This is a genomic window from Lysobacter koreensis (genome assembly GCF_042677045.1).
In the GTDB taxonomy this organism is placed as follows: domain Bacteria; phylum Pseudomonadota; class Gammaproteobacteria; order Xanthomonadales; family Xanthomonadaceae; genus Lysobacter_K; species Lysobacter_K koreensis.
The window spans coordinates 87,539-109,126 of the sequence record NZ_JBHTIH010000007.1; the positions used below are offsets into that span (position 1 = coordinate 87,539).

The 21,588-nt window shown below is 62.9% G+C and carries 22 protein-coding genes and 1 riboswitch; of the genes, 11 read left to right on the forward strand and 11 right to left on the reverse strand.

Going from position 1 to position 21,588, the window contains the following annotated elements; all coding sequences use genetic code 11:
• Window positions 1–128: 128 nt before the first annotated feature.
• Together ACFQZQ_RS12455 and bioD are read right to left on the reverse strand one after the other, a co-directional pair.
• Complete coding sequence (locus ACFQZQ_RS12455; protein WP_386813159.1) at window positions 129–1,307, reverse strand: efflux RND transporter periplasmic adaptor subunit; 1,179 nt, start codon at window positions 1,305–1,307, stop codon at window positions 129–131.
• 92 nt (window positions 1,308–1,399) lie between these two features.
• Window positions 1,400–2,110, reverse strand: coding sequence for a dethiobiotin synthase (gene bioD / locus ACFQZQ_RS12460; RefSeq protein ID WP_386813161.1), 711 nt, complete (start codon window positions 2,108–2,110; stop codon window positions 1,400–1,402).
• Window positions 2,111–2,165: 55 nt separating this feature from the next.
• Between bioD and ACFQZQ_RS12465 the strand changes: the two genes are divergently transcribed.
• The 3 genes from ACFQZQ_RS12465 (at window position 2,166) to btuB (ending at window position 5,365) form a co-directional block, all read left to right on the forward strand.
• The gene (locus tag ACFQZQ_RS12465) at window positions 2,166–2,651 is read left to right on the forward strand and encodes a GAF domain-containing protein (RefSeq protein ID WP_386813163.1); all 486 of its coding nucleotides are present in this window, start codon (window positions 2,166–2,168) and stop codon (window positions 2,649–2,651) included.
• Window positions 2,648–3,007, forward strand: a complete 360-nt coding sequence (locus ACFQZQ_RS12470; RefSeq protein ID WP_386813164.1) for a TfoX/Sxy family protein — start codon at window positions 2,648–2,650, stop codon at window positions 3,005–3,007. Before ACFQZQ_RS12465 ends, ACFQZQ_RS12470 begins: the two co-directional genes overlap by 4 nt.
• A gap of 38 nt (window positions 3,008–3,045) precedes the next feature.
• A riboswitch (cobalamin riboswitch) is annotated at window positions 3,046–3,300 on the forward strand.
• A gap of 118 nt (window positions 3,301–3,418) precedes the next feature.
• Complete coding sequence (gene btuB / locus ACFQZQ_RS12475; protein WP_386813165.1) at window positions 3,419–5,365, forward strand: TonB-dependent vitamin B12 receptor; 1,947 nt, start codon at window positions 3,419–3,421, stop codon at window positions 5,363–5,365.
• A 72-nt stretch (window positions 5,366–5,437) separates the two neighbouring features.
• Here the strand turns inward: btuB and ACFQZQ_RS12480 are convergent, their stop codons facing one another.
• From ACFQZQ_RS12480 to ACFQZQ_RS12495, 4 genes are all read right to left on the reverse strand, one after another.
• Window positions 5,438–5,782: a hypothetical protein gene (locus ACFQZQ_RS12480; RefSeq protein ID WP_386813166.1), complete on the reverse strand. Its 345-nt coding sequence runs from the start codon at window positions 5,780–5,782 to the stop codon at window positions 5,438–5,440.
• Between the two features lie 6 nt (window positions 5,783–5,788).
• Entirely contained in the window at window positions 5,789–7,480 is a 1,692-nt protein-coding gene (locus tag ACFQZQ_RS12485; protein WP_386813168.1) for a recombinase family protein, read from the reverse strand.
• Entirely contained in the window at window positions 7,467–8,132 is a 666-nt protein-coding gene (locus ACFQZQ_RS12490) for a recombinase family protein (protein WP_386813169.1), read from the reverse strand. Before ACFQZQ_RS12490 ends, ACFQZQ_RS12485 begins: the two co-directional genes overlap by 14 nt.
• Window positions 8,133–8,340: 208 nt before the next feature.
• The gene (locus tag ACFQZQ_RS12495) at window positions 8,341–8,625 is read right to left on the reverse strand and encodes a hypothetical protein (protein ID WP_386813170.1); all 285 of its coding nucleotides are present in this window, start codon (window positions 8,623–8,625) and stop codon (window positions 8,341–8,343) included.
• Between the two features lie 283 nt (window positions 8,626–8,908).
• On the opposite strand from ACFQZQ_RS12495, the gene ACFQZQ_RS12500 reads away from it, so the two are divergent.
• The 4 genes from ACFQZQ_RS12500 to ACFQZQ_RS12515 all read left to right on the forward strand — a co-directional run bounded on the left by ACFQZQ_RS12500 (window position 8,909) and on the right by ACFQZQ_RS12515 (window position 10,493).
• Window positions 8,909–9,436 carry a hypothetical protein gene (locus ACFQZQ_RS12500; RefSeq protein ID WP_386813172.1) on the forward strand — a complete coding sequence of 176 codons (528 nt, stop codon included), beginning with the start codon at window positions 8,909–8,911 and terminating at the stop codon, window positions 9,434–9,436.
• A gap of 176 nt (window positions 9,437–9,612) precedes the next feature.
• On the forward strand, window positions 9,613–10,056 hold the full coding sequence (locus ACFQZQ_RS12505) for a hypothetical protein (protein ID WP_386813173.1): 444 nt from the start codon (window positions 9,613–9,615) through the stop codon (window positions 10,054–10,056).
• Between the two features lie 46 nt (window positions 10,057–10,102).
• Window positions 10,103–10,303, forward strand: a complete 201-nt coding sequence (locus tag ACFQZQ_RS12510; RefSeq protein ID WP_386813175.1) for a hypothetical protein — start codon at window positions 10,103–10,105, stop codon at window positions 10,301–10,303.
• Between the two features lies 1 nt (window position 10,304).
• Entirely contained in the window at window positions 10,305–10,493 is a 189-nt protein-coding gene (locus tag ACFQZQ_RS12515) for a hypothetical protein (protein ID WP_386813176.1), read from the forward strand.
• 12 nt (window positions 10,494–10,505) lie between these two features.
• Here ACFQZQ_RS12515 and ACFQZQ_RS12520 read toward each other — a convergent pair whose 3' ends face one another.
• The gene (locus ACFQZQ_RS12520; RefSeq protein WP_386813177.1) at window positions 10,506–11,477 is read right to left on the reverse strand and encodes a hypothetical protein; all 972 of its coding nucleotides are present in this window, start codon (window positions 11,475–11,477) and stop codon (window positions 10,506–10,508) included.
• 121 nt (window positions 11,478–11,598) lie between these two features.
• On the opposite strand from ACFQZQ_RS12520, the gene ACFQZQ_RS12525 reads away from it, so the two are divergent.
• A complete protein-coding gene (locus tag ACFQZQ_RS12525; RefSeq protein ID WP_386813178.1) occupies window positions 11,599–11,820 on the forward strand; it encodes a helix-turn-helix domain-containing protein in 222 nt (73 codons plus the stop codon).
• A 17-nt stretch (window positions 11,821–11,837) separates the two neighbouring features.
• Here the strand turns inward: ACFQZQ_RS12525 and ACFQZQ_RS12530 are convergent, their stop codons facing one another.
• The 4 genes from ACFQZQ_RS12530 to glmS all read right to left on the reverse strand — a co-directional run bounded on the left by ACFQZQ_RS12530 (window position 11,838) and on the right by glmS (window position 17,951).
• On the reverse strand, window positions 11,838–13,058 hold the full coding sequence (locus tag ACFQZQ_RS12530; protein ID WP_386813180.1) for a DNA methyltransferase: 1,221 nt from the start codon (window positions 13,056–13,058) through the stop codon (window positions 11,838–11,840).
• 101 nt (window positions 13,059–13,159) lie between these two features.
• Window positions 13,160–15,415: a hypothetical protein gene (locus ACFQZQ_RS12535; protein ID WP_386813181.1), complete on the reverse strand. Its 2,256-nt coding sequence runs from the start codon at window positions 15,413–15,415 to the stop codon at window positions 13,160–13,162.
• A gap of 15 nt (window positions 15,416–15,430) precedes the next feature.
• Entirely contained in the window at window positions 15,431–15,652 is a 222-nt protein-coding gene (locus ACFQZQ_RS12540) for a hypothetical protein (RefSeq protein ID WP_386813182.1), read from the reverse strand.
• A gap of 457 nt (window positions 15,653–16,109) precedes the next feature.
• Window positions 16,110–17,951, reverse strand: a complete 1,842-nt coding sequence (glmS, locus tag ACFQZQ_RS12545) for a glutamine--fructose-6-phosphate transaminase (isomerizing) (RefSeq protein ID WP_386813183.1) — start codon at window positions 17,949–17,951, stop codon at window positions 16,110–16,112.
• A gap of 189 nt (window positions 17,952–18,140) precedes the next feature.
• On the opposite strand from glmS, the gene ACFQZQ_RS12550 reads away from it, so the two are divergent.
• From ACFQZQ_RS12550 to ACFQZQ_RS12560, 3 genes are all read left to right on the forward strand, one after another.
• Complete coding sequence (locus ACFQZQ_RS12550) at window positions 18,141–19,412, forward strand: efflux RND transporter periplasmic adaptor subunit (RefSeq protein ID WP_386813184.1); 1,272 nt, start codon at window positions 18,141–18,143, stop codon at window positions 19,410–19,412.
• A 98-nt stretch (window positions 19,413–19,510) separates the two neighbouring features.
• Complete coding sequence (locus ACFQZQ_RS12555) at window positions 19,511–20,248, forward strand: ABC transporter ATP-binding protein (protein ID WP_386813186.1); 738 nt, start codon at window positions 19,511–19,513, stop codon at window positions 20,246–20,248.
• Window positions 20,249–20,258: 10 nt separating this feature from the next.
• Window positions 20,259–21,572 carry an ABC transporter permease gene (locus ACFQZQ_RS12560; RefSeq protein ID WP_386813188.1) on the forward strand — a complete coding sequence of 438 codons (1,314 nt, stop codon included), beginning with the start codon at window positions 20,259–20,261 and terminating at the stop codon, window positions 21,570–21,572.
• Window positions 21,573–21,588: the final 16 nt, after the last annotated feature.

Here is a 21,588-nt window from a genome sequence, read left to right on the forward strand (position 1 = left end):
GGGGAGAAGGTGCCCCGGCCTTGATAACAGCTGGGGCGGATGAGGGTTCGGGACGAGTTCGGAGCTAAACGCTCGCGCCGAACCCTCACCCCAACCCCTCTCCCGGCGGGAGAGGGGCTCAATTGCGACTACTTCGCCGTTTCGGCCTGTTTCTCGGTGGCGGGCGCCGCCTTCGGCGCGGCATTGGGGGACGCGCCGGCTGCCGGCGGCTGGGTGCCGGCAGCCGGAGCGGCCGCCCCCGGCGGCGGCAGCGACATCACGCCGACGCCCTCGTGCATCATCGGCTTGGCCTGCCCGGCGGTGATCACCACGTCGCCGGCCTTGAGGCCTTCGACCACCTGCACCAGGCCCGGCACCCGGGCACCGGTCTTGATCACGGTCTTCTTGGCCTTGCCGTCGACCACGGTGTAGACGAAGCGGGTGTCGCCGTCCTGCATCAGCGCCTGCTCGGGCACCAGCAGCGCGTCGGCGCTGTCGGTGCCGGTGTCGAGCTGCAGCTTGGCGAACTGGCCCGGGCGCAAACGGCCGTCGGGGTTCGGGATCTGCGCGCGGACCTTGGCGCTGCGGCTGTTGGCATCGACCACCGGGTCGATCGCGACGATCTGGCCGCCGAAGGTGTCGGCCGGGAACGCGTCGACCGTGAGCGTGAGCTTCTGGCCGTTGCGCAGCTGCGCCAGCGCGCTTTCCGGGATGCTGAAGTCGACCTCGATCGGGTCCAGCCGCACCATCGTGACCAGGTCCTGGCCGGCGTTGACGAACTCGCCGACGCTGACCTCGCGCAAGCCAATCTGGCCCGAGAACGGCGCGCGCAGCGTCATCTTCGACAGCGCGGTGCGGGCTGAGGCGACGCGCGCCTGGTCGACCCCGAGCGCGGCCCGGGTGCGGTCGTAATCGGCACGCGCGATCAGCTTCTCACCGACCAGCTGGCCGGCGCGCGCGGCGGCGGCGCGGCTGTTGGCGAGGTTGGCCGAGGCCTCGTTGAGGCTGGCCTGGGCGAGGCTGCCGTCGAGCGTGAACAACGCCTGCCCGGCGGCGACGCGGCCGCCTTCGGTGAAGTGGATGCGCTGGATGCGGCCGGCGATCTCCGGGCGCACCACCACCGACTCGTCGGCGCGCAGGCTGCCGACGGTCTGCAGGCCGGCGGTGAGGGCCTGCGGCTTGAGGGTCACGGTCTCGACCGGCAGTTGCATCTCGCCGCCGGGCGGCCCGCCTGCACCGGCGCCTGCGGCGGCGTCGTCCTTGCCGCAACCGGCCAGGCCGATCAGGCCGGCGACCAGCAATCCAGAAAACAGCATCGTGCGGCGCATGGGAGCCTCGTCGTCCATTTCTTGTACTGATCAGTTTAGCCTTGCAGGGAGTCGGCTGTCCCCCTGCCAGAAGTCCCAACCGGCGCGTGGGCTCACGCCTGCAGGCGAATCGCCGGATCCGGCACAGCCAGATGCAGGGCCAGCGCCCGCGGGTCGGGCGCGGCGGCAAACGGCAGGCGACCCCAACACGGGGCCGGCAGCCTGCGTTGTAGCAACGCGAAATTGGCGTCGGCGCGGTCCATGGCCGGATCGATGTCGCTCGCGATCCAGCCCACCAGCTCCGCGCCGTCCGCCGCGATCGCGCGTGCGGTCAGGCGCGCGTGGTTGAGACAGCCCAGGCGCAGGCCGACCACGAGCACTACCGGCAGCCGCAGCGCGCGCACCAGGTCGACCTGGTCGAGCGTGGCCGACAGCGGCGCGGCCCAACCGCCGACGCCCTCGACCACCACGGCGTCGGCTTGCATGGCCAGACGTGCGTAGGCCTGCACGATCGGCGCCAGCGCCAGCTCGATGCCGGCCTCGGCGGCGGCCAACTCCGGCGCCAGCGGCAACGGGAATGGGAACGGGTTGATGTCGGCGTACGCCGGCCGGTCGTGGTCGGCTAGCGGATCGCTCGCCGCCTGCAGCAGCAGCGCGTCGTCGTTGCGCCAGCCGTCGATGGTGTGGACGCAGCCGCTGGCGACCGGCTTCATCCCGACCGCGCGCAGACCGCGCCCGCGCAACGCGTGCAGCAGCGCGGCACTGGCGACGGATTTGCCGACGCCGGTGTCGGTGCCGGTGACGTAGACGCTGCGCGGGTTCATCGGCATAGCGTACTGCGCGGCCGCGTCGCGCCGTGCGCGGCGCTACACTTCGGGCATGTTCTCCGCCCACACCCTTACCGGCAGCAAGCCGGAGCAGTACGCCCAACTCCTCGCCCAGGCACGCGCGCTGCTGGCCGGCGAGCGCGACCCGATCGCCAATGCCGCCAACCTGTCGGCGCTGATCTACCACGGCGTGCCGGGGTTGAACTGGGCCGGCTTCTACTTGTTCGATGGCATCGAGCTGGTGGTCGGTCCGTTCCAGGGCCTGCCGGCATGCGTGCGCATCCCGCTGGACAAGGGCGTGTGCGGCGCAGCTGCGTCGACCCGGCAGACCCAGCGCATCGCCGACGTGCATGCGTTCCCCGGCCACATCGCCTGCGATTCGGCCTCGCAATCGGAAGTGGTGGTGCCGCTGGTGCGGCCTGATGGTGCGCTGTTTGGCGTTCTGGATATTGACAGCCCGCAGTTGGACCGCTTCGACGCGGACGACCAGCAAGGTCTGGAAGCCATCGCCCAGGCCTACTTGGAGTCGCTCGCATGACCGCTGAAAAATTGCGCAACATCGGCCCCAAGTCCGCCGCCTGGTTGCGCCAGGTAGGGTTGCGCTCTCACGATGACATCGCCGCGATCGGCACGGTCGAGGCGTTCATGCGCGTCAAGCGGGCCGGCTTCAAGCCGACTTTGAACCTGCTGTACGCGATCGAGGGCGCGCTCGGCGACTGCCACTGGCAGGAGATTCCCGACCAGCGCCGCCACGAACTGGTCAGCGCCGCCGAAGCCGCAATCGCACTGCTGCCGCCGCCGCGCTACCGGCCGCCGGCCGGCCCGGTGACCACCACCGTGCTCACCGCCGACACCGTGGCGATGCGCGCCGGCCCCGACGACTCCGACGGCTGATCTCCCTGCGCGGCAGACGCCGGCGCCATCGCTGGCGTAGACTGCGCGCGCTTTGAGGTGACCCCGCGGCGCAAGCCAAGGGGCTGAAACGGGAAGCCGGTGACGTCCACGACCACGTGCGACCAGCCCGGCACTGCCCCCGCAACGGTAAGCGAGTCAAACCGCGACATCCGCCACTGTGGCTCCTGCGCAAGCAGCCCATGGGAAGGCGTCGCGGCTGGAGTGCAGGTCCCCAGCCGGATCCCTGCGCCCCGCTCGCGAGTCCGGAGACCGGCCTCGATGCACGACTGGTTGCGATGCGGTGGGCATTGCGCAGCGACACGGGCCGCCTGCGCGCGCCCGTCTTCGCGGCGCCTGCCTTCTCCACGCGGCTTTCCTGCACTGATGCGCGCCCGCGCTGGAGAATCCCCGATGTCGTTTCGCCTGCTGTCACCCAGCCCGTTTTCGCTGAGCACGTTGTCCCTGGCCGTGGCCTTCGCCATCGGCCTGCCCGCCCTCGCCCACGCGCAAGTCGGACGCTCGTCGCCCGATCCGGCCACCGAGCTGGACGACGTGGTCGTCACCGCCACGCGCACTCCGACTAGTGCCAACGCCGCGCTTGCGCCGGTCGAGGTGATCGACCAGGACGCGATCGCACGCAGCCAGGCGCGCTCGCTGCCCGAGCTGCTGCGCGGCCGCGCCGGCATCTCGCTGTCTAATCAGGGCGGCAGCGGCAAGCTGACCACGGCGTTCCTGCGCGGCAGCGAATCCGACCACGTGCTGGTGCTGGTCGACGGCGTGCGCATCGGCTCGGCAACCTCCGGGCTGGCCGCGTTCCAGGACCTGCCGCTGGCGCTGATCGAACGCATCGAAATCGTGCGCGGCCCGCGCTCGAGCCTGTACGGCAGCGAGGCGATCGGCGGCGTGATCCAGCTGTTCACCCGTCGCGGCGCCGGCAGCGACCGCGACCGCAGCGCGCCACGCGCCAGCGCCACGGTCGGCAGCCACGGCTTCGCCGAAGGCAGCGTCGGTTTCGGCGGCCGACTCGGGCGCGGCTGGTTCGGCGCCGACGCGTCCTACCTCAACGACGAGGGCATCGATGCCTGCCGTGGCATCGGTTTCCCGGTGTTCGCCGGCTGCTTCACCACCGAACCCGACCGCGACGCCTACCGCAGCCGCTCGCTGTCGCTGCGCGGCGGCTTCGATGCCAGCGAGGCGTGGAAGTTCGACGCCCACGCGCTGCGCGCCGAGGGCCGCAACGAGTACGACGGCGACTTCGGCAACCTGTCCAAGACCGTGCAGCAGGTGCTCGGCGGCAAGGCGAGCTGGCGCCCGTCGCAGCGGCTGCAGCTGCAGGCCAGCGTCGGCCGCAACACCGACGCGTCGGACAACTTTCTGCGCAAGTTCGACAGCTTCAGCGGCCGCTTCGTCGAAGCCGACCTGGGCCACTTCGACACCGACCGCGACAGCGCCACGCTGCAGGGCGACTTCGGCCTGGGCGAGGGCCAGTTGCTGAGCGTGGGCCTGGACTGGCTGCGCGACCGCGTCGACAGCAGCACCGCCTACGATGAAACGCAGCGCGACAACCACGCCGTGTTCGCGCAGTACCAGGCCACGTTCGGCGCGCAGTCGCTCGAGGCCAGCGCGCGCCACGACGACAACGAGCAGTTCGGCACCCACACCACCGGCAGCGCCGCGTGGGGCATCGCGTTCGCGCAGGGCTGGCGCGCCACGATTGGCTACGGCACCGCGTTCAAGGCGCCGACCTTCAACGAGCTGTATTTCCCCGCGTTCGGCGGCTTCCCGACCAGCAACCCGAACCTCGTGCCCGAGGAATCGAAGAGCTGGGAAGCCGGCGTCGCGTACCGCGGCGACCGCGCCAGCTGGCGCCTGGACGGCTTCAGCACCCGCGTCGACGACCTGATCTCGCTGGACGCGATGTTCGTGCCGCAGAACCTCGACAGCGCCCGCCTGCGCGGCGCCGAACTCGGCGTCGACACCGCCTTCGCTGACTGGACCGTCGCTGCCAGCGCCAGCGTCCTCGACACCGAGAACCGCGGCGGCGGCGCCAATGCCGGCAACCGCCTGCCGCGTCGCGCGCGGCACAGCGCGCGCATCGAGCTGGACCGCGCTTTCGGGGATTTCCGCCTCGGCTTCACCGGGATCGGCTCGGGTGCGCGCTTCGACGACGCCGCCAACACCCGCCGCCTGGGCGGCTACGCGACCCTCGACGTGCGCGCCGAGTATGCGTTCACGCCGGCGTGGACGCTGCAGGCACGCGCCGCCAACGTCTTCGATCGCCAGTACGAGACGGCCGCGTTCTACCACCAGCCCGGCCGCGAGTTCTTCCTGACCCTGCGCTACGCGCCGGTGGATTGATCGCCTCACCCGCAGCAACAAAAAAGCCCGGCAGTCGCCGGGCTTTTTTGTTGCTGCCTGCATCTTCTCACGCTAGCCATTCCAGATGCGCCAACCGATGAATACCAGCGTCGCGATAAGCGCTTCCAGCACCAACCCGAACGCAACGAAGCCGATCCAGTACTTCGCCGGCTGCCTCGCGCGATGAGTCGACCCGCCCTCGGTGCGGATCACGCCGCTACGCCACCAAGCCAGCGGCAATGACACCGCGGCCAGCAGCAATGACAGCCAGAGCAGTAGCACCAAGGGCTGGCGGGCCAGCCCCAAAACGCCGGCAGCATGCAGCCAGGTCAACCCGAACACCCCTAAGAGCCCTAGCGCGAGCGCGATGGAAGCAAACCGCTCGATCGGCAGGCGCTCGTCCGGCCATCGCAACACGCGGCGCTACTCCACCGTAACGGAATTGTTTCCAACGGGGGTCAGTCGTTTTCCGGACGAACCCTGCATCTTCAGCGCAATGCGCTTGCTTGCTGAGCCCTTCCGTAGCTTGTAGCCCTTCTGCTTCAGTGGAACGATGCCGTCGCCCACGATCGGCTTAGTGAACCTAATCTCAAGCTGGTGCTCCTTGGTCTCGGCAAGGAACTTCACGTCGATGCGCTCGACCATCCCGCGGAGGTAGTTCTTCTTATCTTCCGGCGTCAACTTCGACTTGAGCTTGACCTCATCGCCGAACGCTTTCACCCAATCGACCCACTTCTTCTCTAGGGCTTGGTTCTTCACGCCCTCCTTCAGCACTTCGATACGGGCAAGCAGCACGTTTCGTTGAGCCTGAAGCCCCTTCATGACCTGCGAGTACTTCTTCGCGTCGAAGCGACCCAGACGATAGTCCACCTCTACTTCGGTTATCGCTTCATCGGCTCGCTGAAGCTCTTTCTCGCATGCCTTGATGCTCTTGGCGTTCTTCTTGAGAGTAGCTTCGTAGCCCGTATCCGGCGCAACTATGCCTCCGATCAGCCGCTTCTTGACCTCTTCCTTCAGCAAGCTCGACTTCGAGTGGACGTCAACAACCACATCCCAAACGAGCTTGTCCGCCTGCCCGATATTCATCGACCTGGCAAACCCGCATCCGTCCTTCTTTGAATGCTTGACCTTGGGCTCAACTCCCTCCTTCCACCGTCGCTCCTTGCTCGGACAATAGTAGAAGTGCTCATGCTTGGATGGCTTCGTTCGTGCGCCGAGCGGGGCATCACAGAAGCCGCAGTGCATGAGGTCACGGAGCAAGTAGAAGTGCTTGGTGCGATTGACCTGCCCCTTCCGAAGTAGCACTGCCTCGCGTTTCACCTGAACCGACTGCCAGAGAGCATTCGGAACGATGGGGCTGCACGTGATCCTGATTTCCTCTTCCGACTTCTTGTCTCGGTAGAGGTAGTGCCCGATGTAGTGAGTGTTCTGAAATATCTTGAGGATAGAACCGCGGGTCCAAGCACCTCCCCGCCTAGGTAGAACACCGCTCTTATCCAAGTACTTCTTGATCGCGTATGTCGACTCACCCGAGGCGTAGCGTTGGAACATCTCCTTGACCTTCTCAGACTCAGCCTTTTCGACAACAAGCTTCTTGCTCTCCAGCTTGTAGCCGAACACAGGCGCTCCACCGTGCCACTGGTTCTGCTTGACCCGCTGAAGCTTGCCAAGACGTGTTCTTTCCGCCCTACCTGCGTTATCGAATTCCGACATGGCATCAAGCACTTGCTTTAGGAAAGTATCCGACGCGTTCGTGAAATCGTACCTACCGTCCCTCGTATAGAGCGTCACTCCGTGCTTTTTGCACTGATAGCGAATCGCCGAAGCCACGTTGTCGTTTCGAGACAACCGAGACTGATCGTAGACAAAGATGTGCTTTACATCACCACTGATGATGTCGTTAACCAATGCTTGCAGTACGGGTCTTCCCGAAATTTCCTCGTGGTTGGAGCTCTTGCCGCCCTCGTTCCAATGCTTCGCTGCAAACCCCAAGGTTTTCGCCCGGTCACGCCCTAGCTTCTCTTGCGATGCAAGCGAAGTTCCGTTGTCCTCCTGTGCCGCCGTGGAGACTCGGGTGTAGATGTGGAGTGTTTGAATAGACTCAGATGGCTTCATTGAGGATGTGCCTGATGCCCATTGCTGAGATGTTTAGCTTCTTCTTTTCGCTCAGCCACTTCTCGATGCCGCGATAGCTGTCACCTTTCCCGCGACGAACTTTCATCTCCGCGATGATCTTCTGTTCGTCAGGCTTTGGAACCTTGACCAGATCAACGACCTCGTAGCCGAATGCCCGTCGTCCCCCAGTAAATTTGCCTTGCGCCTTCTTGATTTGCTTCACCTCGCGGATGCGAGTTGCTATTCGCTCCTTCTCGAAGGTCGCAAATGCCGAGAGGATCGTGAACACGATCGCGCCGATTCCGTTGCCGGTCACGTCGCCGCCAAGGTCGATGAAGTGGATGTGGACACCCCTCTCCTTTAAGTCGTGCAAGACGTTCAGGGCGTTACGGGTGTTGCGGAAAGCCCGGTCGAGCTTGGGGAAGATGATCAGATCTCCCTTCTGAACTAGGTTGAAGAGCCGGGCGCCCTCTGGACGCTGCTGAAACTCGACCCCGCCGCTGACCCCCGCCTCTACGAAGATGTCGTCCGCCGAGAGATCTAAGCCCTTGGAGACGGCGTAGGCATCTATTTGGCGACTCTGCGCTTCAAGGCTCTCCCCCTCTCTAGCCTGCGCCAGCGTTGAGACGCGCGCGTAACCGTAAACCCCCATATCGATCCCTCCCTCGCTTGAAAGCGTCTAGTGAAGGGACAGCATGCCTGCGGAAAAACCCAATGTTTTCAGCCCCTTCTCACCCATTGAGCATGCCTCCCGGCAGGGCTCTCGTAAAGCTTTCCATGCTTATCTTTACACCCCGTAAAGCACGCTACAGCGAGCTTTACGAAAGCGCTCGGTTGAGAGCCCAAAGCTGGCGCAACAATCAAGAACCGGGGTCGCTCGTCGCTGCCTCGCTGCCTGCCTCGCTGCCTGCCTCGCTGCCTGCCTCGCTGCCTGCCTCGCTGCCTGCCTCGCTGCCTGCCTCGCTGCCTGCCTCGCTGCCTGCCTCGCTGCCTGCCTCGCTGCCTGCCTCGCTGCCTGCCTCGCTGCCTGCCTCGCTGCCTGCCTCGCTGCCTGCCTCGCTGCCTGCCTCGCTGCCTGTCTCGCCGCCTCTCTCGCCGCCTCTCTCGCCGCCTCTCTCGCCGCCTCTCTCGCCGCTGTGGTCCACGTCCGTCGGGCTCGGTAAAACGCCCGAATTGCTAAATAGGGTTGGACCAGATCCTTCCGCGATCGGCGTTCCCTCTGTTGGGGATGTAAGCACCAAATCGCCGGTCCAGAAGGCGCTCCATCCGGGGGCGTCTTATCGGGTAGCCATGCCTCCCGCCGGCTACTGATCTCTACCAAGTCGAGCCATCTTCCCCCGCTCAAACAGTCGCCGGAAAACATTGGGTTTTCGATTCTCTACGCTGGCATCTCCACACCAACGTGGTAACCAAAATTGGAGAAGAGCAATGCTTGCACCAGGATTTGATGCGTTCGATTGTGCGGTGGCTGTCGAGTACGAGCCGCTGATGGTGAATCTGAGTCGAGTCTCGGAACGGATCACGCTATGGCTGGTCATGGCGGGGATCGGACCTGATCGGTTCTACACCGTCGTGGAGGAGGACGGCGATGGATTCGAGTTCGGCTTCCGTATCGACTACTGCCACGAGGACGACTTTGCCGAGACTGGTGAAGACTTCTGGAAGTTTGTCAGCCAGCTCGTGCCGCTTCGGGAACCGCAACTGAGCTACATCCACTCGGCTCACTTCGACCCGATGAACACCATCTGCCCGGGTCCGAATGACTTTCTGCTGATGATCAAGCCTGACCTGACGTCGGCTCGATACGAGTTCCCGCCGCAGGAATTCTGGAGCAAGCGCTACGAGGACTATTGGCGCCAGCACGAAGCCAAGCGGGCTGAGCGCGAAAGTAAGCGCCTGGAACGTCCGCTGAAGCTCATCGCGCCGAACGAGCACCGCGTGGATTCACCCAGCTAGCCCAGACCCACCCCACGGTAAAACGTCCGGATTACTAAATAGGGATGGACTAGATCCATCCGCATTCGGCGTTCCCTCTGTTGGGGATGTAAGTACCAAATCGCCGGTCCGAAGTGCATGTCGCGAGGCATGCCCTATCGGATTACTTCGCCCAAAAGAAACCCTTAAATCAAATGATGACTCTAACGACACCTCTAATTGACAAATACCGCCACTACCGAGCCATCGGACACGCCGTCTATTCCGTAACGCTGTCTACCTACGTAGCAAGCGAGGCGGTCGCCAAGTCCGACAAGATGCGCCACTACTGGGATAACCACTTCATCTATCGGGTGAAGCGCTGCCTTCCATTCAAGGCGAAGATCGACCATGACTGGGTCGTCGAATGCTCGCCGAAAGGCTTCTACCACTACCACGGCTTCCTTGCGGTCCAGTCGGCGTACTCGCACAAGATCTGGAGGGACAACGGACTGCGCAAGCAGCTCCGCTTGGATCTAGACAGCCTTGCAATCAAAAGCCCCTATCGACCGTTTCGAGTCAACGCCCATCTCATCGAACCTGTGAAGAGCGTGGAGGCTTGGTCGAACTACTCCACTAAGCAAAGCCAGCCGTACACCTAAATACCAACGTACTACCGCTATCGAACTACCATCAAGGAGGCGATCAATGACCAGCCTGATTCGATTCGCCGACGCTAGCGAATGCGCCAACACGACTGGCTATCCCGATCATGGCGAGGCTATCGAGTCCATCCGAGCGCGCCTCGTCCGGAATTGGGAATCCGATAGCGTAGAAGCGCGACTGGCACTGCTGGCGAACCTGATCTATCTGACACACCAGCAGGCAATGAGCCTACATAGGAAATGAAATGAAGAACTCCAAGCGAAGAATTCGCAACTTCCGAATTGGTGACGTTCTAGACGAGCGCTTGAAGGCTGTCGCCGATCTCGTCGGAACAGAGCCATCAACCCTACTTCGCGACTTTGTTAAGGACGGAACTTCGTTGATCATCGAAAGCCAAGAAGTGCAGGAAAGACTGCGTAAGCGCTATCTATGACGGCAACGGTGACTAATCGCACTCTCCGCCATGCACAGCAGAGATTTTCCACCGCGACTGGTCAACGTCATCATTAACGTCCAGTCCGATGCAGACGCCTTCGCCGCTTCCCGGATGCCTCCAAGGAACGGAACATCCCGCGTTCCCACAACTCCCAGGATTCCCATCAACCTCGTGCGGATAGGCGTCGCTAAGCTCAGCTTCGGGAACGAAGCCGGCAGCGACAAGTTTCAATTTCCCGTCGCTGTAGCCGCTGCCCACGATGGATTGCGAGTCGTTGCCCGATTCGCCTGATGTGGTTTCTGGCTCATCCTGCTGCACTTCCGATGCCGAGTCGTACGAGGGCTCATCCTCTGCAACGTTCAGCGGCACTCCAGTGGATGTTTTGGGTTGCACCAACAATGCGCCGGTGCCTGCCGCAGCCGTAGCCGTAGCCGTAGCCGTAGCCGTAGCTCGATAGGGTCGAACATCGACGAACCGGATGCTGAACTCTGGGGCGTCCATTGAGCCCTGCTCGGTCAGGCTGCTTTCCCAAACTCCCCGGTCGCTTTCCGGATGTGGCAGAAAGGTAGCGTCGAACGACACCAGGTCGCCCTCCTTCATCTGCGCCAACACGTTGAAGAGTGGGTTCTTCTGCGTGATCATCGAACCCGTCGCGTAGTCGGAAACACGATTAGTGACGGTGCCAAACACCACGTCGAAGCCGTCGATCGTTGCATTGATGGTAAGCGACACAACATCAGCGCCCTGATCCGTGCTTAGGTCAGTGATCTCACCGACCCAGCCGTTGATCTCCCGTTCCTTCGAGAACTGCAAGCGATCCTGATTGCACTGATTGAACGCGAGCGACTTCTGAATATCGTTCTGACCAGTCGCGTACTTGTCTTGGCACTCTTGGTTCAGTGAAAAGAACGCTTGCTGGCTGGCTGGATAGTCGATCGCTACCTCACCCGTTCCGCTGCAAGCAGCTGCCACCAGTGCCACTACCCCTGCCGCGATCGACCTTGCCTTAGTCATATTTCCCCTTCGCCAGATGCGCTACCTATAGGTAGTCTACCTATGCATCTGTAGAGCTAAAAGGGGCGTTTTCCTAGGGTGTGCGGCTATGACCGTCACTCTCCTGCAACGACTAGGGAAAGCTCTCCGGGTGCGCCGGGAGGCGGCTGGCTTTAGCCAAGAAAGCTTTGCCGACGCAATCGACATGCACCGGACCTACTACAGTGCTATCGAACGCGGCGAAAAGAACCTGCAGCTCGATACCTTGCAGCGCATCTGCGTCGGTCTGAAATGCCGGATATGGGAAGTCCTAAGGGCAGCTGAGAACTAAGCGGCACCAGAGCCAGCTTATGTGCCTGCGAATTGGCGCGCGTACTCCGCGAGATGACGCGCCGAAAGGTAGCGCTTGCTGTCTTCGATCAAGCCGGCGCCTTCAAATGCTTGATCCAACTGGCTGACTCGAATCTCGGGCTCATTCTTTGCGAGCACGATGATCCGGTCCATCTGCGTTGCTCGCCCCTTCGTATCTGCCCAGATTCGAGTTGTTTTGATCTCAGCGCCGATGTGGTCGTCTAGACAACCAACAAATCCAAAATGGCCATCGTGGGCGACTCGCCGTATGAACTCGCGAGCAAGACTGATCGAACCCTTGCGTGGACGCACGACGTCGCCAACAACGAAGACGATTACACCGGAGGGAGATAGAACCTGCCTCATCTGATCTAGCACAAGCGATGAGAAACCCATCCATTCGGATAGGTTTAAGTCGTCGTCCAGGCTTTTTGCGAGATGGCTTGTACTGCCTTCTTCGAGAAGCCAGTTCCTAATCCAATTTTGCTTGGCGTAGTTCACCACATCCAAGTAGGGTGGACTGGTAACAATTAGGTCGACCTTCCCCATGACGTCCCGCAGCGCATCACACGTTGCAAGCTGCTTGGCATCACAAGCGCTAACGCACGCGTCGTACTCTCTCGGCTCAGGATCAGCCGCCAATCTACGGACCTTGTCTTCAAGCATCGAGAAGACGTCCCGTTCAACTCGATTCAACCTGTTCTGTGCCACATACCTTCGAACATAGTTCGGCGACATGCTGAATGTGTTCGGCATGCTTATCGATGCGTACGCGGAAGTTCCGTCCTGCCGCTCAGCCCCATGCATGATTCCCAGAAGGCAGCCAAGCAAGAATGCGTCAGCCGGCTCAAGTGAGTCGACCAGCATGTTTCTCAGATAACAAAGCTGCGCAAGCGTTGCCGGGTGATAGATGATCTGGACTTGCTCGGGTTGAATCTGCGCCTCTGGGCGATAGAGCACGCGGTCATAGTCATCACGGAGCTCGGCGATCCTCTCCATCGCCGTCTCGTAAGAGATAGACGCGCTCTTAGCTCTCGACAGCGCGAGCGCAATGGGATTGAGGTCAGACGCGTAGGCACGGCGTCCGGTTAGCCGAGCCTCCAACATCGTTGTGCCCCGCCCGGAAAACGGGTCAAGAACAACATCGCCAGGATCACTGAAGAGTGCGATTGCGGCGCGCGCCAACGAGGGCGGATACGTACCCAAGTACGAACACATCTTGTGCCATGAATGCCCCCAACGCTGCCCAAGTGTGGACCAAGGTGTCGATATTTCCAGAGCACTAACGTCAGGCAATTCTATGCAATCCAATTTGGGTCTCACGCCGTTTCCAGAGCACCGACCACTAGCACATCAAACAACGCTTCCATGATCCCGCAAACCGTATCGCAAGCGTTGATCAACGCGATGTCTTCCCTGACCTTTTTGCGGTGATCATCATCGTTCTCTTCCGCCTCAATTCTACGGGGTTGCGCCTGAGAAGATAGGCTGTCAATGACCGCATAGAACGCTACGTGTTCGACATAGAAGTCGAGAACTGATTGAACCGCAGACTCGTCCTTTCTTTGAGCCCGCGCAACGAGTGACGTAAGGCGCTCGTTCGACACAGAGATGAATACATTGGTGGACTCATCATCAGACTCGACAAGGGCAACCGACTTGCCATCCCAGTCGTGGTCGGAATAGAACGGCTCATCCTTCGTAACTCGAACGATACGGAGATTGGGCGTTCTTGCATCGCCCTTCTCAGCGCCAGTTGTTTGCGGTAGTTCAATCGCCTCTAGATCTAGCGAGTCGCTAAGGCTTGCAGCCCTCGGAGGTCTTACCTCAAGAGTGACAGAAGCGGTCGCACCGATTTCGACGTCTTCCATGGCACGGAAGTAGGCAACGCCGTGCCCTCCCCGCACATTTGCCAAGCCTTGAAATGTTCCGAACGTTGGCGGATTGACGATAGCGATAAAGTGATCAAGGGATGCGAAGTAGTCAGGTCTCGCGTCCGTCTCAAACTTGATCGTGAACGTCCTTCCTGCATACACCTTTCGAGGAGACGCACTCGTAATTTTCAAGAAGCTCGGCGGATCGACTACAGGGATCGCCGCTGGCTCCTGATAGTCATGCGTTGATTCCGGCGGCGCAGTGCGCGGACCTTCCTTGCCACCGCCTGTGAACATCGATGACTTGATTCGCTTTGCAAGCCGCTTGCGAATGGCATCGTCAGGTGCCGACGGAGACTTCATGTAGCGTTGCTTTCGCTTGTGATCCAGTTCGCGAAGCTTCTCATCGCCCGCCAACGCCTCAACGATCAATCGGCGAAGATCATCGCCAATCTGCGAATCGCGAATTGTCTCCCGCGTTGTCGGAAAGAGTTCGCGCCTTGACTCGCCATCAAGCCGGTCACAGTCGACCTGGACGATCAAATACCTATCCAAGAACGGAAGCTTCACCTCGTCCTTGATTACCGTATTGGGGAAGTCACCTTGCTTCTGACCGTTGAACGTCACGACGATCGGCTTGGAGATCATCGCGTAGTTCTTGATCCTTTCACGAGCCGCCTCGTCGTCTGCTGAAAGAACCCACCAATGGATGTCGACTCTGCCTTCGCGGAAATGCAGATGCACGCTGTTCCGGTACTCGACCGAATCACCCTGCGTGAGACGCCGATTGTTCCCGGTGACCATTCGACCAGTTGCGTCTTTGACTTTGGATTTCCTGTTCTCCTCGATGCGAAACGGCATCACGGGATCAAACAGGTAGTTGTGTGCCAGCCACCATAGCGATCCCGTAGGGGACGTCATTACGGATGCGTACTTCTGGACTTTCATGTGTACATGACGAACCAGCGTCCCTGGCTCAAACCACTCATCTTCGCAATCGATAAAGAACGGTTTCAGGGTCTTGGGATCGACCATGTATTCGTAGAGCCCGTGCTTGTCCTGCTCAGTGTTGCCAGCGTTATAGCGGACCACGGTAAACCCCAGCGGTCCAGCCATGTCTTTGCCAACGGCTGCCTTCCGAGAAAAGATGATCGTGTACGGCGAGTACGCGAGTGCCGTGGAACCACCCTGCCCAAAGGCGCCCGAGAGGAAGAGCTTCTTGAGCTTTCTGCTGTTATTCAGACTAAGAATCGAGTCTCCGAACTCACTTGGGAGAAGTCCAATTCCCTTGTCGCGAATGTCGACCGTCGGATATTCAGCGTTGTTTGAGTCCTGCAGGGTGACGACAACCCTCTTCGAAAGTTCTTCAAACTGCTTCAGATCTTCCTTCGGGACGCTTCCAAGGTGACCCTCCGGAACTGCGAACCACGCTGACGTAGCAGAACGCGGCGTCCTAAAACCTTCTGGACAACCCTGCTGAATCCACTCGCGATCGATCACCGCATCAATCGCGTTCGTTACTCGTTCAATGAGTCCGGCAGCCGAATCGCTGCCCAAGTTGATGGTCGCAAGGTTGTTGTCTTTGTTTCCGACCGGCAGCCACTTCACTTTGACTTTGCTCTTTTGCAAGTCAGTCGAAAACGCGGTCATATCCGGCACCGAAGTCGCACCAAGAAGTTGCTCAACAAACTTGCGTTCCATTAACCCGTTCCCCTGTTAGAGCTTGAAGCCGCTGTCGGCTGAATCTGTGCGTTCATCAAACCGACGTCGAGCCGTCTTGATCTCAGTTTCGATCGCCACAAAGATCTTGCGTACTTCATCCGCGGTGTACTGATAGTTCGCGCGGTTACCAAGGTTCCCGACGAGCTGGATTTCCTTCAACAACCTGTTGACGCGGTTCTCCGCTAGCGTGAGGAACCGCTCGCGCTTGTCTCGCATCTCAGTCTCTCCCTATCACAAGGCTCAGCCTACACCCCTAGCTAAGCATATGCAATACATTTCAGTAATGTAGCCAACGCTATCAGACCATACGAACTTATTACCGAATATTGAACACCTTGCGTTGTAATGGCAGACGGAATGGATTGCTACTCTCCCGCAGCCCTGATCGATACGGTTCCGAGGTTCGTCACCACCGCCCTCCGCTCACTCAGCAGGCGCTTAGTCCACTTTTGGTACATGGAGTACACCAGCGCCGGGTAGAAGAACTTGCCCCTAGGACTCCTGAGCCCGGCAGCGTTCAGCTCATCCGCGATACGCGCAAAGTCCAAGCCCGAGCGGTCGCGCAGCCGCAGTACCAAGTCCGCAAGTCTGCGGTGCGCCTCAGAATGACTTGGCTGCCAAAGCTGAGGGGTCGCCACTACCACGACGTAGCTGACAACACCCCCGTTGGAAACTATTCCACCGTCACCGACTTGGCCAGGTTGCGCGGCTTGTCGACGTCGGTGCCGCGCGCCAGCGCGACGTGGTAGGCGAGCAGCTGCACCGGAATGGTGTGCATCACCGGCGACAGCACGCCGACGTGGCGCGGCGCGCGGATCACGTGCACGCCTTCGGATTCGCCGAACTGGCTGTCCTCGTCGGTGAACACGAACAGCTCGCCGCCGCGCGCGCGCACTTCCTGCATGTTCGACTTGACCTTCTCCAGCAGGCTGTCGTTCGGCGCGATCACCACCACCGGCATCGCCTCGTCGACCAGCGCCAGCGGGCCGTGCTTGAGCTCGCCGGCCGGGTAGGCCTCGGCGTGGATGTAGGTGATTTCCTTGAGCTTGAGCGCCCCTTCCAGCGCGATCGGGTAGTGCACGCCGCGGCCGAGGAACAGCGCGTGCTGCTTCGGGGTGAAACGCTCCGACCACAGCGTGATCTGCGGCTCCAGGTTCAGCGCGTGCTGCACGCTGCCGGGCAGCTGGCGCAGCGCGTCGAGGTACTCGCCTTCCTGCTGCTCGCTGAGCTTGCCGCGCAGCTTGGCCAGGGTCGCGGTCAGGGTGAACAAGGCCACCAGTTGGGTGGTGAAGGCCTTGGTCGAGGCCACGCCGATCTCGGCGCCGGCGCGGGTGTAGTAGACGAGGCGGCTGGCGCGCGGGATCGCGCTCTCGGGCACGTTGCAGATCGACAGGGTCTTGTCGTGGCCGAGCGACTTGGCGTACTTCAGCGCCTCCATCGTGTCGAGCGTCTCGCCCGACTGCGACAGGGTCACGACCAGGTGGCGCGGGTTGGCGACTGCGGCGCGGTAGCGGTACTCGCTGGCGATCTCGACCGAACACGGCAGCCCGGCGATCGCCTCGATCCAGTAACGCGCGACCATGCCGGCGTAATAGCTGGTGCCGCAGGCGAGGATCTGCACGCCGTCGACGTCGGCGAGCACGGTGTCCGCATCCTTGCCGAACAGCGACGCCGAGAACGCGCCGTTGTCCATCACCGCCTCGATCGTGTCGGCGATCGCGCGCGGCTGCTCGTGGATTTCCTTCTGCATGAAGTGGCGGTACGGCCCCAGTTCCAGCGAGGCCAGCGACACGTCGGACACGTGCACCTCGCGCGCCACCTCGACGTTGTCCTCGCCGAACACGCGCACACCGCTGCGGGTGACCTCGGCGGTGTCGCCTTCCTCGAGGAAGATCACCCGGCGCGTGGCCTGCAGGATCGCCGAGACGTCGCTGGCGATGAAGTTCTCGCCTTCGCCCAGTCCGACCAGCAACGGGCAGCCCATGCGCGCGGCGACAAGGCGGTCGGGCTCGCTGCGGCTGACCACGGCCAGCGCGTAGGCACCGGTCAGTTCCTTGACCACGTGCTGCAACGCGCCCAGCAGGTCGTTGCCCTGCTGCAGGTAGTGGTGGATCAGGTGGGCGATGACCTCGGTGTCGGTCTGCGACTCGAACTGGTAGCCCAGCGCGCGCAGACGCTCGCGCTGCTCCTCGTGGTTCTCGATGATGCCGTTGTGGACCAGCGCCACGCCGTGGCTGATGTGCGGGTGGGCGTTGGCTTCGGTCACGCCGCCGTGCGTGGCCCAGCGGGTGTGGCCGATGCCGAGCAGCGCGTGGAAGTCCTCGGCCTGCGCGGCCGCTTCCATCTCGGCGACGCGCCCGGTGCGGCGCACGCGGCGCACGTCGCTGCTGCCGGCGGCGCCATCGAGCACGGCGATGCCGGCCGAGTCGTAACCGCGGTATTCGAGCCGCTTCAGGCCCTCGATCAGAACGGGTACCACATCGCGATCCGCGATCGCGCCAACGATGCCACACATGGGGGACGAACTCCTGCCGAGACTGTGCGCAGTCTACCGGGCCGGATCGGGTGCGCTCCACGCGGACAGTGGCACCTGTCCGCGTGGACAGTCCGGACGCCTGCCGCTTCCGTAAGGCATTGAATGGAATGGCCTTGCGCTTGGCACGTTCCCTGCTTTGCTAGGTGAGACCTCCCACCACTGGCTTCCATGATCAGCGACACCTCCGGGCAAGACCGCGTCCTCAGCGCATCCGCGGCCCCCTCGCAGCGCCGCCGCCTGCTGATCGGCGGCGCCATCGCGCTGGCGCTGGTCGCGCTGTCCGTTCCCACATTGGGCCGCTGGCTGGGCGCGCAACAATCGGTCAGCGGCGAGCGCCTGCGCATCGCCCAGGTCACGCGCGGCACGCTGGTGCGCGATGTCGCGGTGCAAGGCCGGCTGGTCGCCGCGGTCAGCCCGACCCTGTACGCGCCGGCGGCCGGCATCGTCACGCTCAAGGTGCAGGCCGGCGACAGCATCAAGCCGGGGCAGGTGCTGGCCGAGATCGACAGCCCGGAGCTGCGCAGCCGCCTGACCCAGGAGCAGACCACGCTGGCCACTCTCGAGGGCGAAGCCAGCCGCGCCGGACTGGATGCGCAGCGGGTGCGCTCGGCCGCGCGCAGCCTGCTGGACCAGGCCGAAATCGAGCGGCAGGCGGCCGTGCGCGACCTCGAGCGCAACCAGCGCGCGTTCGACGGCGGCGCGGTGGCGCAGGTCGACGTGGCGCGCGCGCAAGACGCATTGAAGAAGGCCGAGATCGGCGTCGCCCACGCGCGCCAGGATCGCGACCTGCAGGGCCAGGGCGCCGGCCTCGACACCCGCAACAAGCACCTGCTGGCGCAGCGCCAGCGTTCGATCGTGGCCGAGCTGCAGCGCCAAGTCGCGGGACTCACCATCCGTTCGCCAGTCGAGGGCATGGTCGGCACCGTCGCGATCGCCGACCGCACCGTGGTGCCCGATCGCCAGGCGCTGCTGACCGTGGTCGACCTGCGCGAGCTGGAGGTCGAGCTGCCGGTGCCGGAGAGCTACGCCGACGACCTGGCGCTGGGCATGGCCGCGGAGATCGGCTACGGCGGCAAGACCTATCCGGGCAAGTTGCGTTCGGTGTCGCCGGAGGTGGTCAACGGCCAGGTGCTCGCGCGCGTGCGCTTCGACGGTGCACCGCCGGCAGGCCTGCGTCAGAACCAGCGCGTCAGCACGCGCGTGCTGATCGAAGCCAAGCCCAACGTGCTGGTGGTTCAGCGCGGCCCGTTCATGGATGCCGGTGGCGGCCGCAACGCCTACGTGGTCGACGGCGATACCGCGCGCAAGCGCACGATCGCGACCGGCGCCAGCAGCCTGGCGGAGATCGAGATCGTGTCCGGCCTGCGCGAGGGCGAGCGCATCGTGATTTCCGACACCGCTTCATTCAACGGGGCCGAGCAGGTCCTGATCAACGATTGACCGAGCGTTGCCTGATTTGACCGAATTGCCAGGCCGAATTGCCAGGCCGAACTGCCCGACCGCATTGCCCCACCGAATTGCCGCAAGGAGAACCCGCGATGTTGAAGATGAGCCGGCTCAGCAAGGTCTACCGGACCCACATGATCGAGACGCACGCACTGCGCGGGCTCGACATCCACGTGTGCGAAGGCGAGTTCGTCGCCGTGACCGGGCCTTCGGGTTCGGGCAAGACCACCTTCCTCAACATCGCCGGTCTGCTGGAGGATTTCAGCGACGGCGAATACCTGCTCGACGGGGTCGCGGTGCGCGGACTGGACGACAACGCGCGTTCGAAGCTGCGCAACGAGAAGATCGGCTTCATCTTCCAGGGCTTCAACCTGATCCCCGACCTCAACCTGTTCGACAACGTGGACGTACCGTTGCGCTACCGCGGCTTCAATGCGGCCGAGCGCAAGCGCCGGATCGAGGGCGCGCTCGAGCGTGTCGGCCTGTCCTCGCGCATGAAGCACTACCCGTCCGAACTCTCCGGCGGCCAGCAGCAGCGCGTCGCGATCGCGCGCGCGCTGGCTGGCTCGCCGCGGCTGCTGCTTGCCGACGAACCCACCGGCAACCTCGACTCGCTGATGGCGCGCGGGGTGATGGAGCTGCTCGAGGAGATCCACGCCCAGGGCTCGACGATCGTCATGGTCACGCACGACCCCGAGCTCGCCGCGCGCGCGCAGCGCAACGTGCACATCATCGACGGCCAGGTGACCGACCTCGATGAGGGTCCGCGTTTCGGCGCCGACGGCACGTCCGAACCGCGGCCGATGGCCGCTTCCGTCGACGCCTACTGAGGATTCCGCCATGTTCGGCTACTACCTCCGCCTGGCGCTGATATCGCTCAAGCGCAACCGCATGCTCACCGCGCTGATGATCGCCGCGATCGCGCTCGGCATCGGCATGTCGATGACCTCGATGACCGTGCTGCACGTGATGAGCGGCAACCCGCTCGCGCACAAGGACACGCAGGTGCGGCGCGTGCAGGTCGACAACTGGACCGAGCCGTTCGACGAGGACGACCCGACCGAGGCACCGACCCTGATGACCTACCGCGACGTCACCAACCTGATGGCGGCCAAGCAGGCCGAGCACCAGGCGGCGTTCTTCCCCAACTACCTGTCGATCGAGCCGGACAAGCGCGAGGTCAAGCCGTACATGGTCGAGGTGCTGTTCACCACCGCCGGCTTCTTCCCGATCTTCGAGCCGCCGTTCCAGTACGGCAGTGGCTGGGGCGCCGACGAGGACCGCAACGCCGGCCGCGTCGCGGTGATCAGCCGGGCGACCAACGACAAGTTGTTCGGCGGACAGAACAGCGTCGGCAAGCGCGTGCGCATGGACGGCGAGGAGTACCGCGTGGTCGGCGTGCTCGACGACTGGCAGCCCACGCCCCGCGTGTACCATATTTCCGGCGGCGCCTTCGGCGATCCGCAGGAGGTCTACGTGCCGTTCCAGATCGGTATCGGCAAGGAGTTGCAGAGTTCGTCCAACAACAGCTGCGACCAGGAGAGCGGCAGCGGCTACCAGAACTGGCTCAATTCCGAGTGCATCTGGCTCGACATGTGGGTGCAGGTCAAGGATGCCGACGACGCGCAGCGCTACAAGGCCTTCCTCGACGGCTATGTCGAAGACCAGAAGCGCTCCGGCCGGTTCCCGCGCCCGCTCAACAACAAGCTGCGCTCGGTGTCGGAGTGGCTGGAATCGCAGCGCGTGGTCAGCCGCGACGCACGCACCCAGGTGTGGCTGGCGTTCGCGTTCTTCATGGTGTGCCTGATCAACACGGTCGGCCTGCTGCTGGCCAAGTTCATGGGCAAGGCCCCGGAAATTGGATTGCGCCGCGCGGTCGGCGCCAGCAAGCCGGCGTTGTTCGCGCAGTACCTGACAGAGGCCGGCATCATCGGTATCGCCGGTGGCGTGTTCGGCCTGGCGCTCACCGGGCTGGGCCTGCTCGCCTTGCGCAAGCTCTACACCGGCACCGCGACCGAGAAGCTCGCCCAGCTCGACTGGACGATGGTCGGCCTGTCGCTGCTGATCGCGCTGGCCGCCAGCCTGCTCGCCGGTCTGTACCCGACCTGGCGCGCGTGCCAGGTGCAGCCCGCCACCCAGCTCAAGACGCAGTAAGCACGCCAGGAGTCAT

What these genes read in the sequence shown, in the direction of transcription:
- ACFQZQ_RS12455 (WP_386813159.1), bottom strand. Translation starts at nt 1,307, where the DNA reads ATGCGCCGCACGATGCTGTTTTCTGGATTGCTGGTCGCCGGCCTGATC.
- bioD (WP_386813161.1), bottom strand. Translation starts at nt 2,110, where the DNA reads ATGAACCCGCGCAGCGTCTACGTCACCGGCACCGACACCGGCGTCGGC.
- ACFQZQ_RS12465 (WP_386813163.1), top strand. Translation starts at nt 2,166, where the DNA reads ATGTTCTCCGCCCACACCCTTACCGGCAGCAAGCCGGAGCAGTACGCC.
- ACFQZQ_RS12470 (WP_386813164.1), top strand. Translation starts at nt 2,648, where the DNA reads ATGACCGCTGAAAAATTGCGCAACATCGGCCCCAAGTCCGCCGCCTGG.
- btuB (WP_386813165.1), top strand. Translation starts at nt 3,419, where the DNA reads ATGTCGTTTCGCCTGCTGTCACCCAGCCCGTTTTCGCTGAGCACGTTG.
- ACFQZQ_RS12485 (WP_386813168.1), bottom strand. Translation starts at nt 7,480, where the DNA reads ATGAAGCCATCTGAGTCTATTCAAACACTCCACATCTACACCCGAGTC.
- ACFQZQ_RS12490 (WP_386813169.1), bottom strand. Translation starts at nt 8,132, where the DNA reads ATGGGGGTTTACGGTTACGCGCGCGTCTCAACGCTGGCGCAGGCTAGA.
- ACFQZQ_RS12500 (WP_386813172.1), top strand. Translation starts at nt 8,909, where the DNA reads ATGCTTGCACCAGGATTTGATGCGTTCGATTGTGCGGTGGCTGTCGAG.
- ACFQZQ_RS12505 (WP_386813173.1), top strand. Translation starts at nt 9,613, where the DNA reads ATGACTCTAACGACACCTCTAATTGACAAATACCGCCACTACCGAGCC.
- ACFQZQ_RS12510 (WP_386813175.1), top strand. Translation starts at nt 10,103, where the DNA reads ATGACCAGCCTGATTCGATTCGCCGACGCTAGCGAATGCGCCAACACG.
- ACFQZQ_RS12515 (WP_386813176.1), top strand. Translation starts at nt 10,305, where the DNA reads ATGAAGAACTCCAAGCGAAGAATTCGCAACTTCCGAATTGGTGACGTT.
- ACFQZQ_RS12525 (WP_386813178.1), top strand. Translation starts at nt 11,599, where the DNA reads ATGACCGTCACTCTCCTGCAACGACTAGGGAAAGCTCTCCGGGTGCGC.
- ACFQZQ_RS12530 (WP_386813180.1), bottom strand. Translation starts at nt 13,058, where the DNA reads ATGTGTTCGTACTTGGGTACGTATCCGCCCTCGTTGGCGCGCGCCGCA.
- ACFQZQ_RS12535 (WP_386813181.1), bottom strand. Translation starts at nt 15,415, where the DNA reads ATGGAACGCAAGTTTGTTGAGCAACTTCTTGGTGCGACTTCGGTGCCG.
- ACFQZQ_RS12540 (WP_386813182.1), bottom strand. Translation starts at nt 15,652, where the DNA reads ATGCGAGACAAGCGCGAGCGGTTCCTCACGCTAGCGGAGAACCGCGTC.
- glmS (WP_386813183.1), bottom strand. Translation starts at nt 17,951, where the DNA reads ATGTGTGGCATCGTTGGCGCGATCGCGGATCGCGATGTGGTACCCGTT.
- ACFQZQ_RS12550 (WP_386813184.1), top strand. Translation starts at nt 18,141, where the DNA reads ATGATCAGCGACACCTCCGGGCAAGACCGCGTCCTCAGCGCATCCGCG.
- ACFQZQ_RS12555 (WP_386813186.1), top strand. Translation starts at nt 19,511, where the DNA reads ATGTTGAAGATGAGCCGGCTCAGCAAGGTCTACCGGACCCACATGATC.
- ACFQZQ_RS12560 (WP_386813188.1), top strand. Translation starts at nt 20,259, where the DNA reads ATGTTCGGCTACTACCTCCGCCTGGCGCTGATATCGCTCAAGCGCAAC.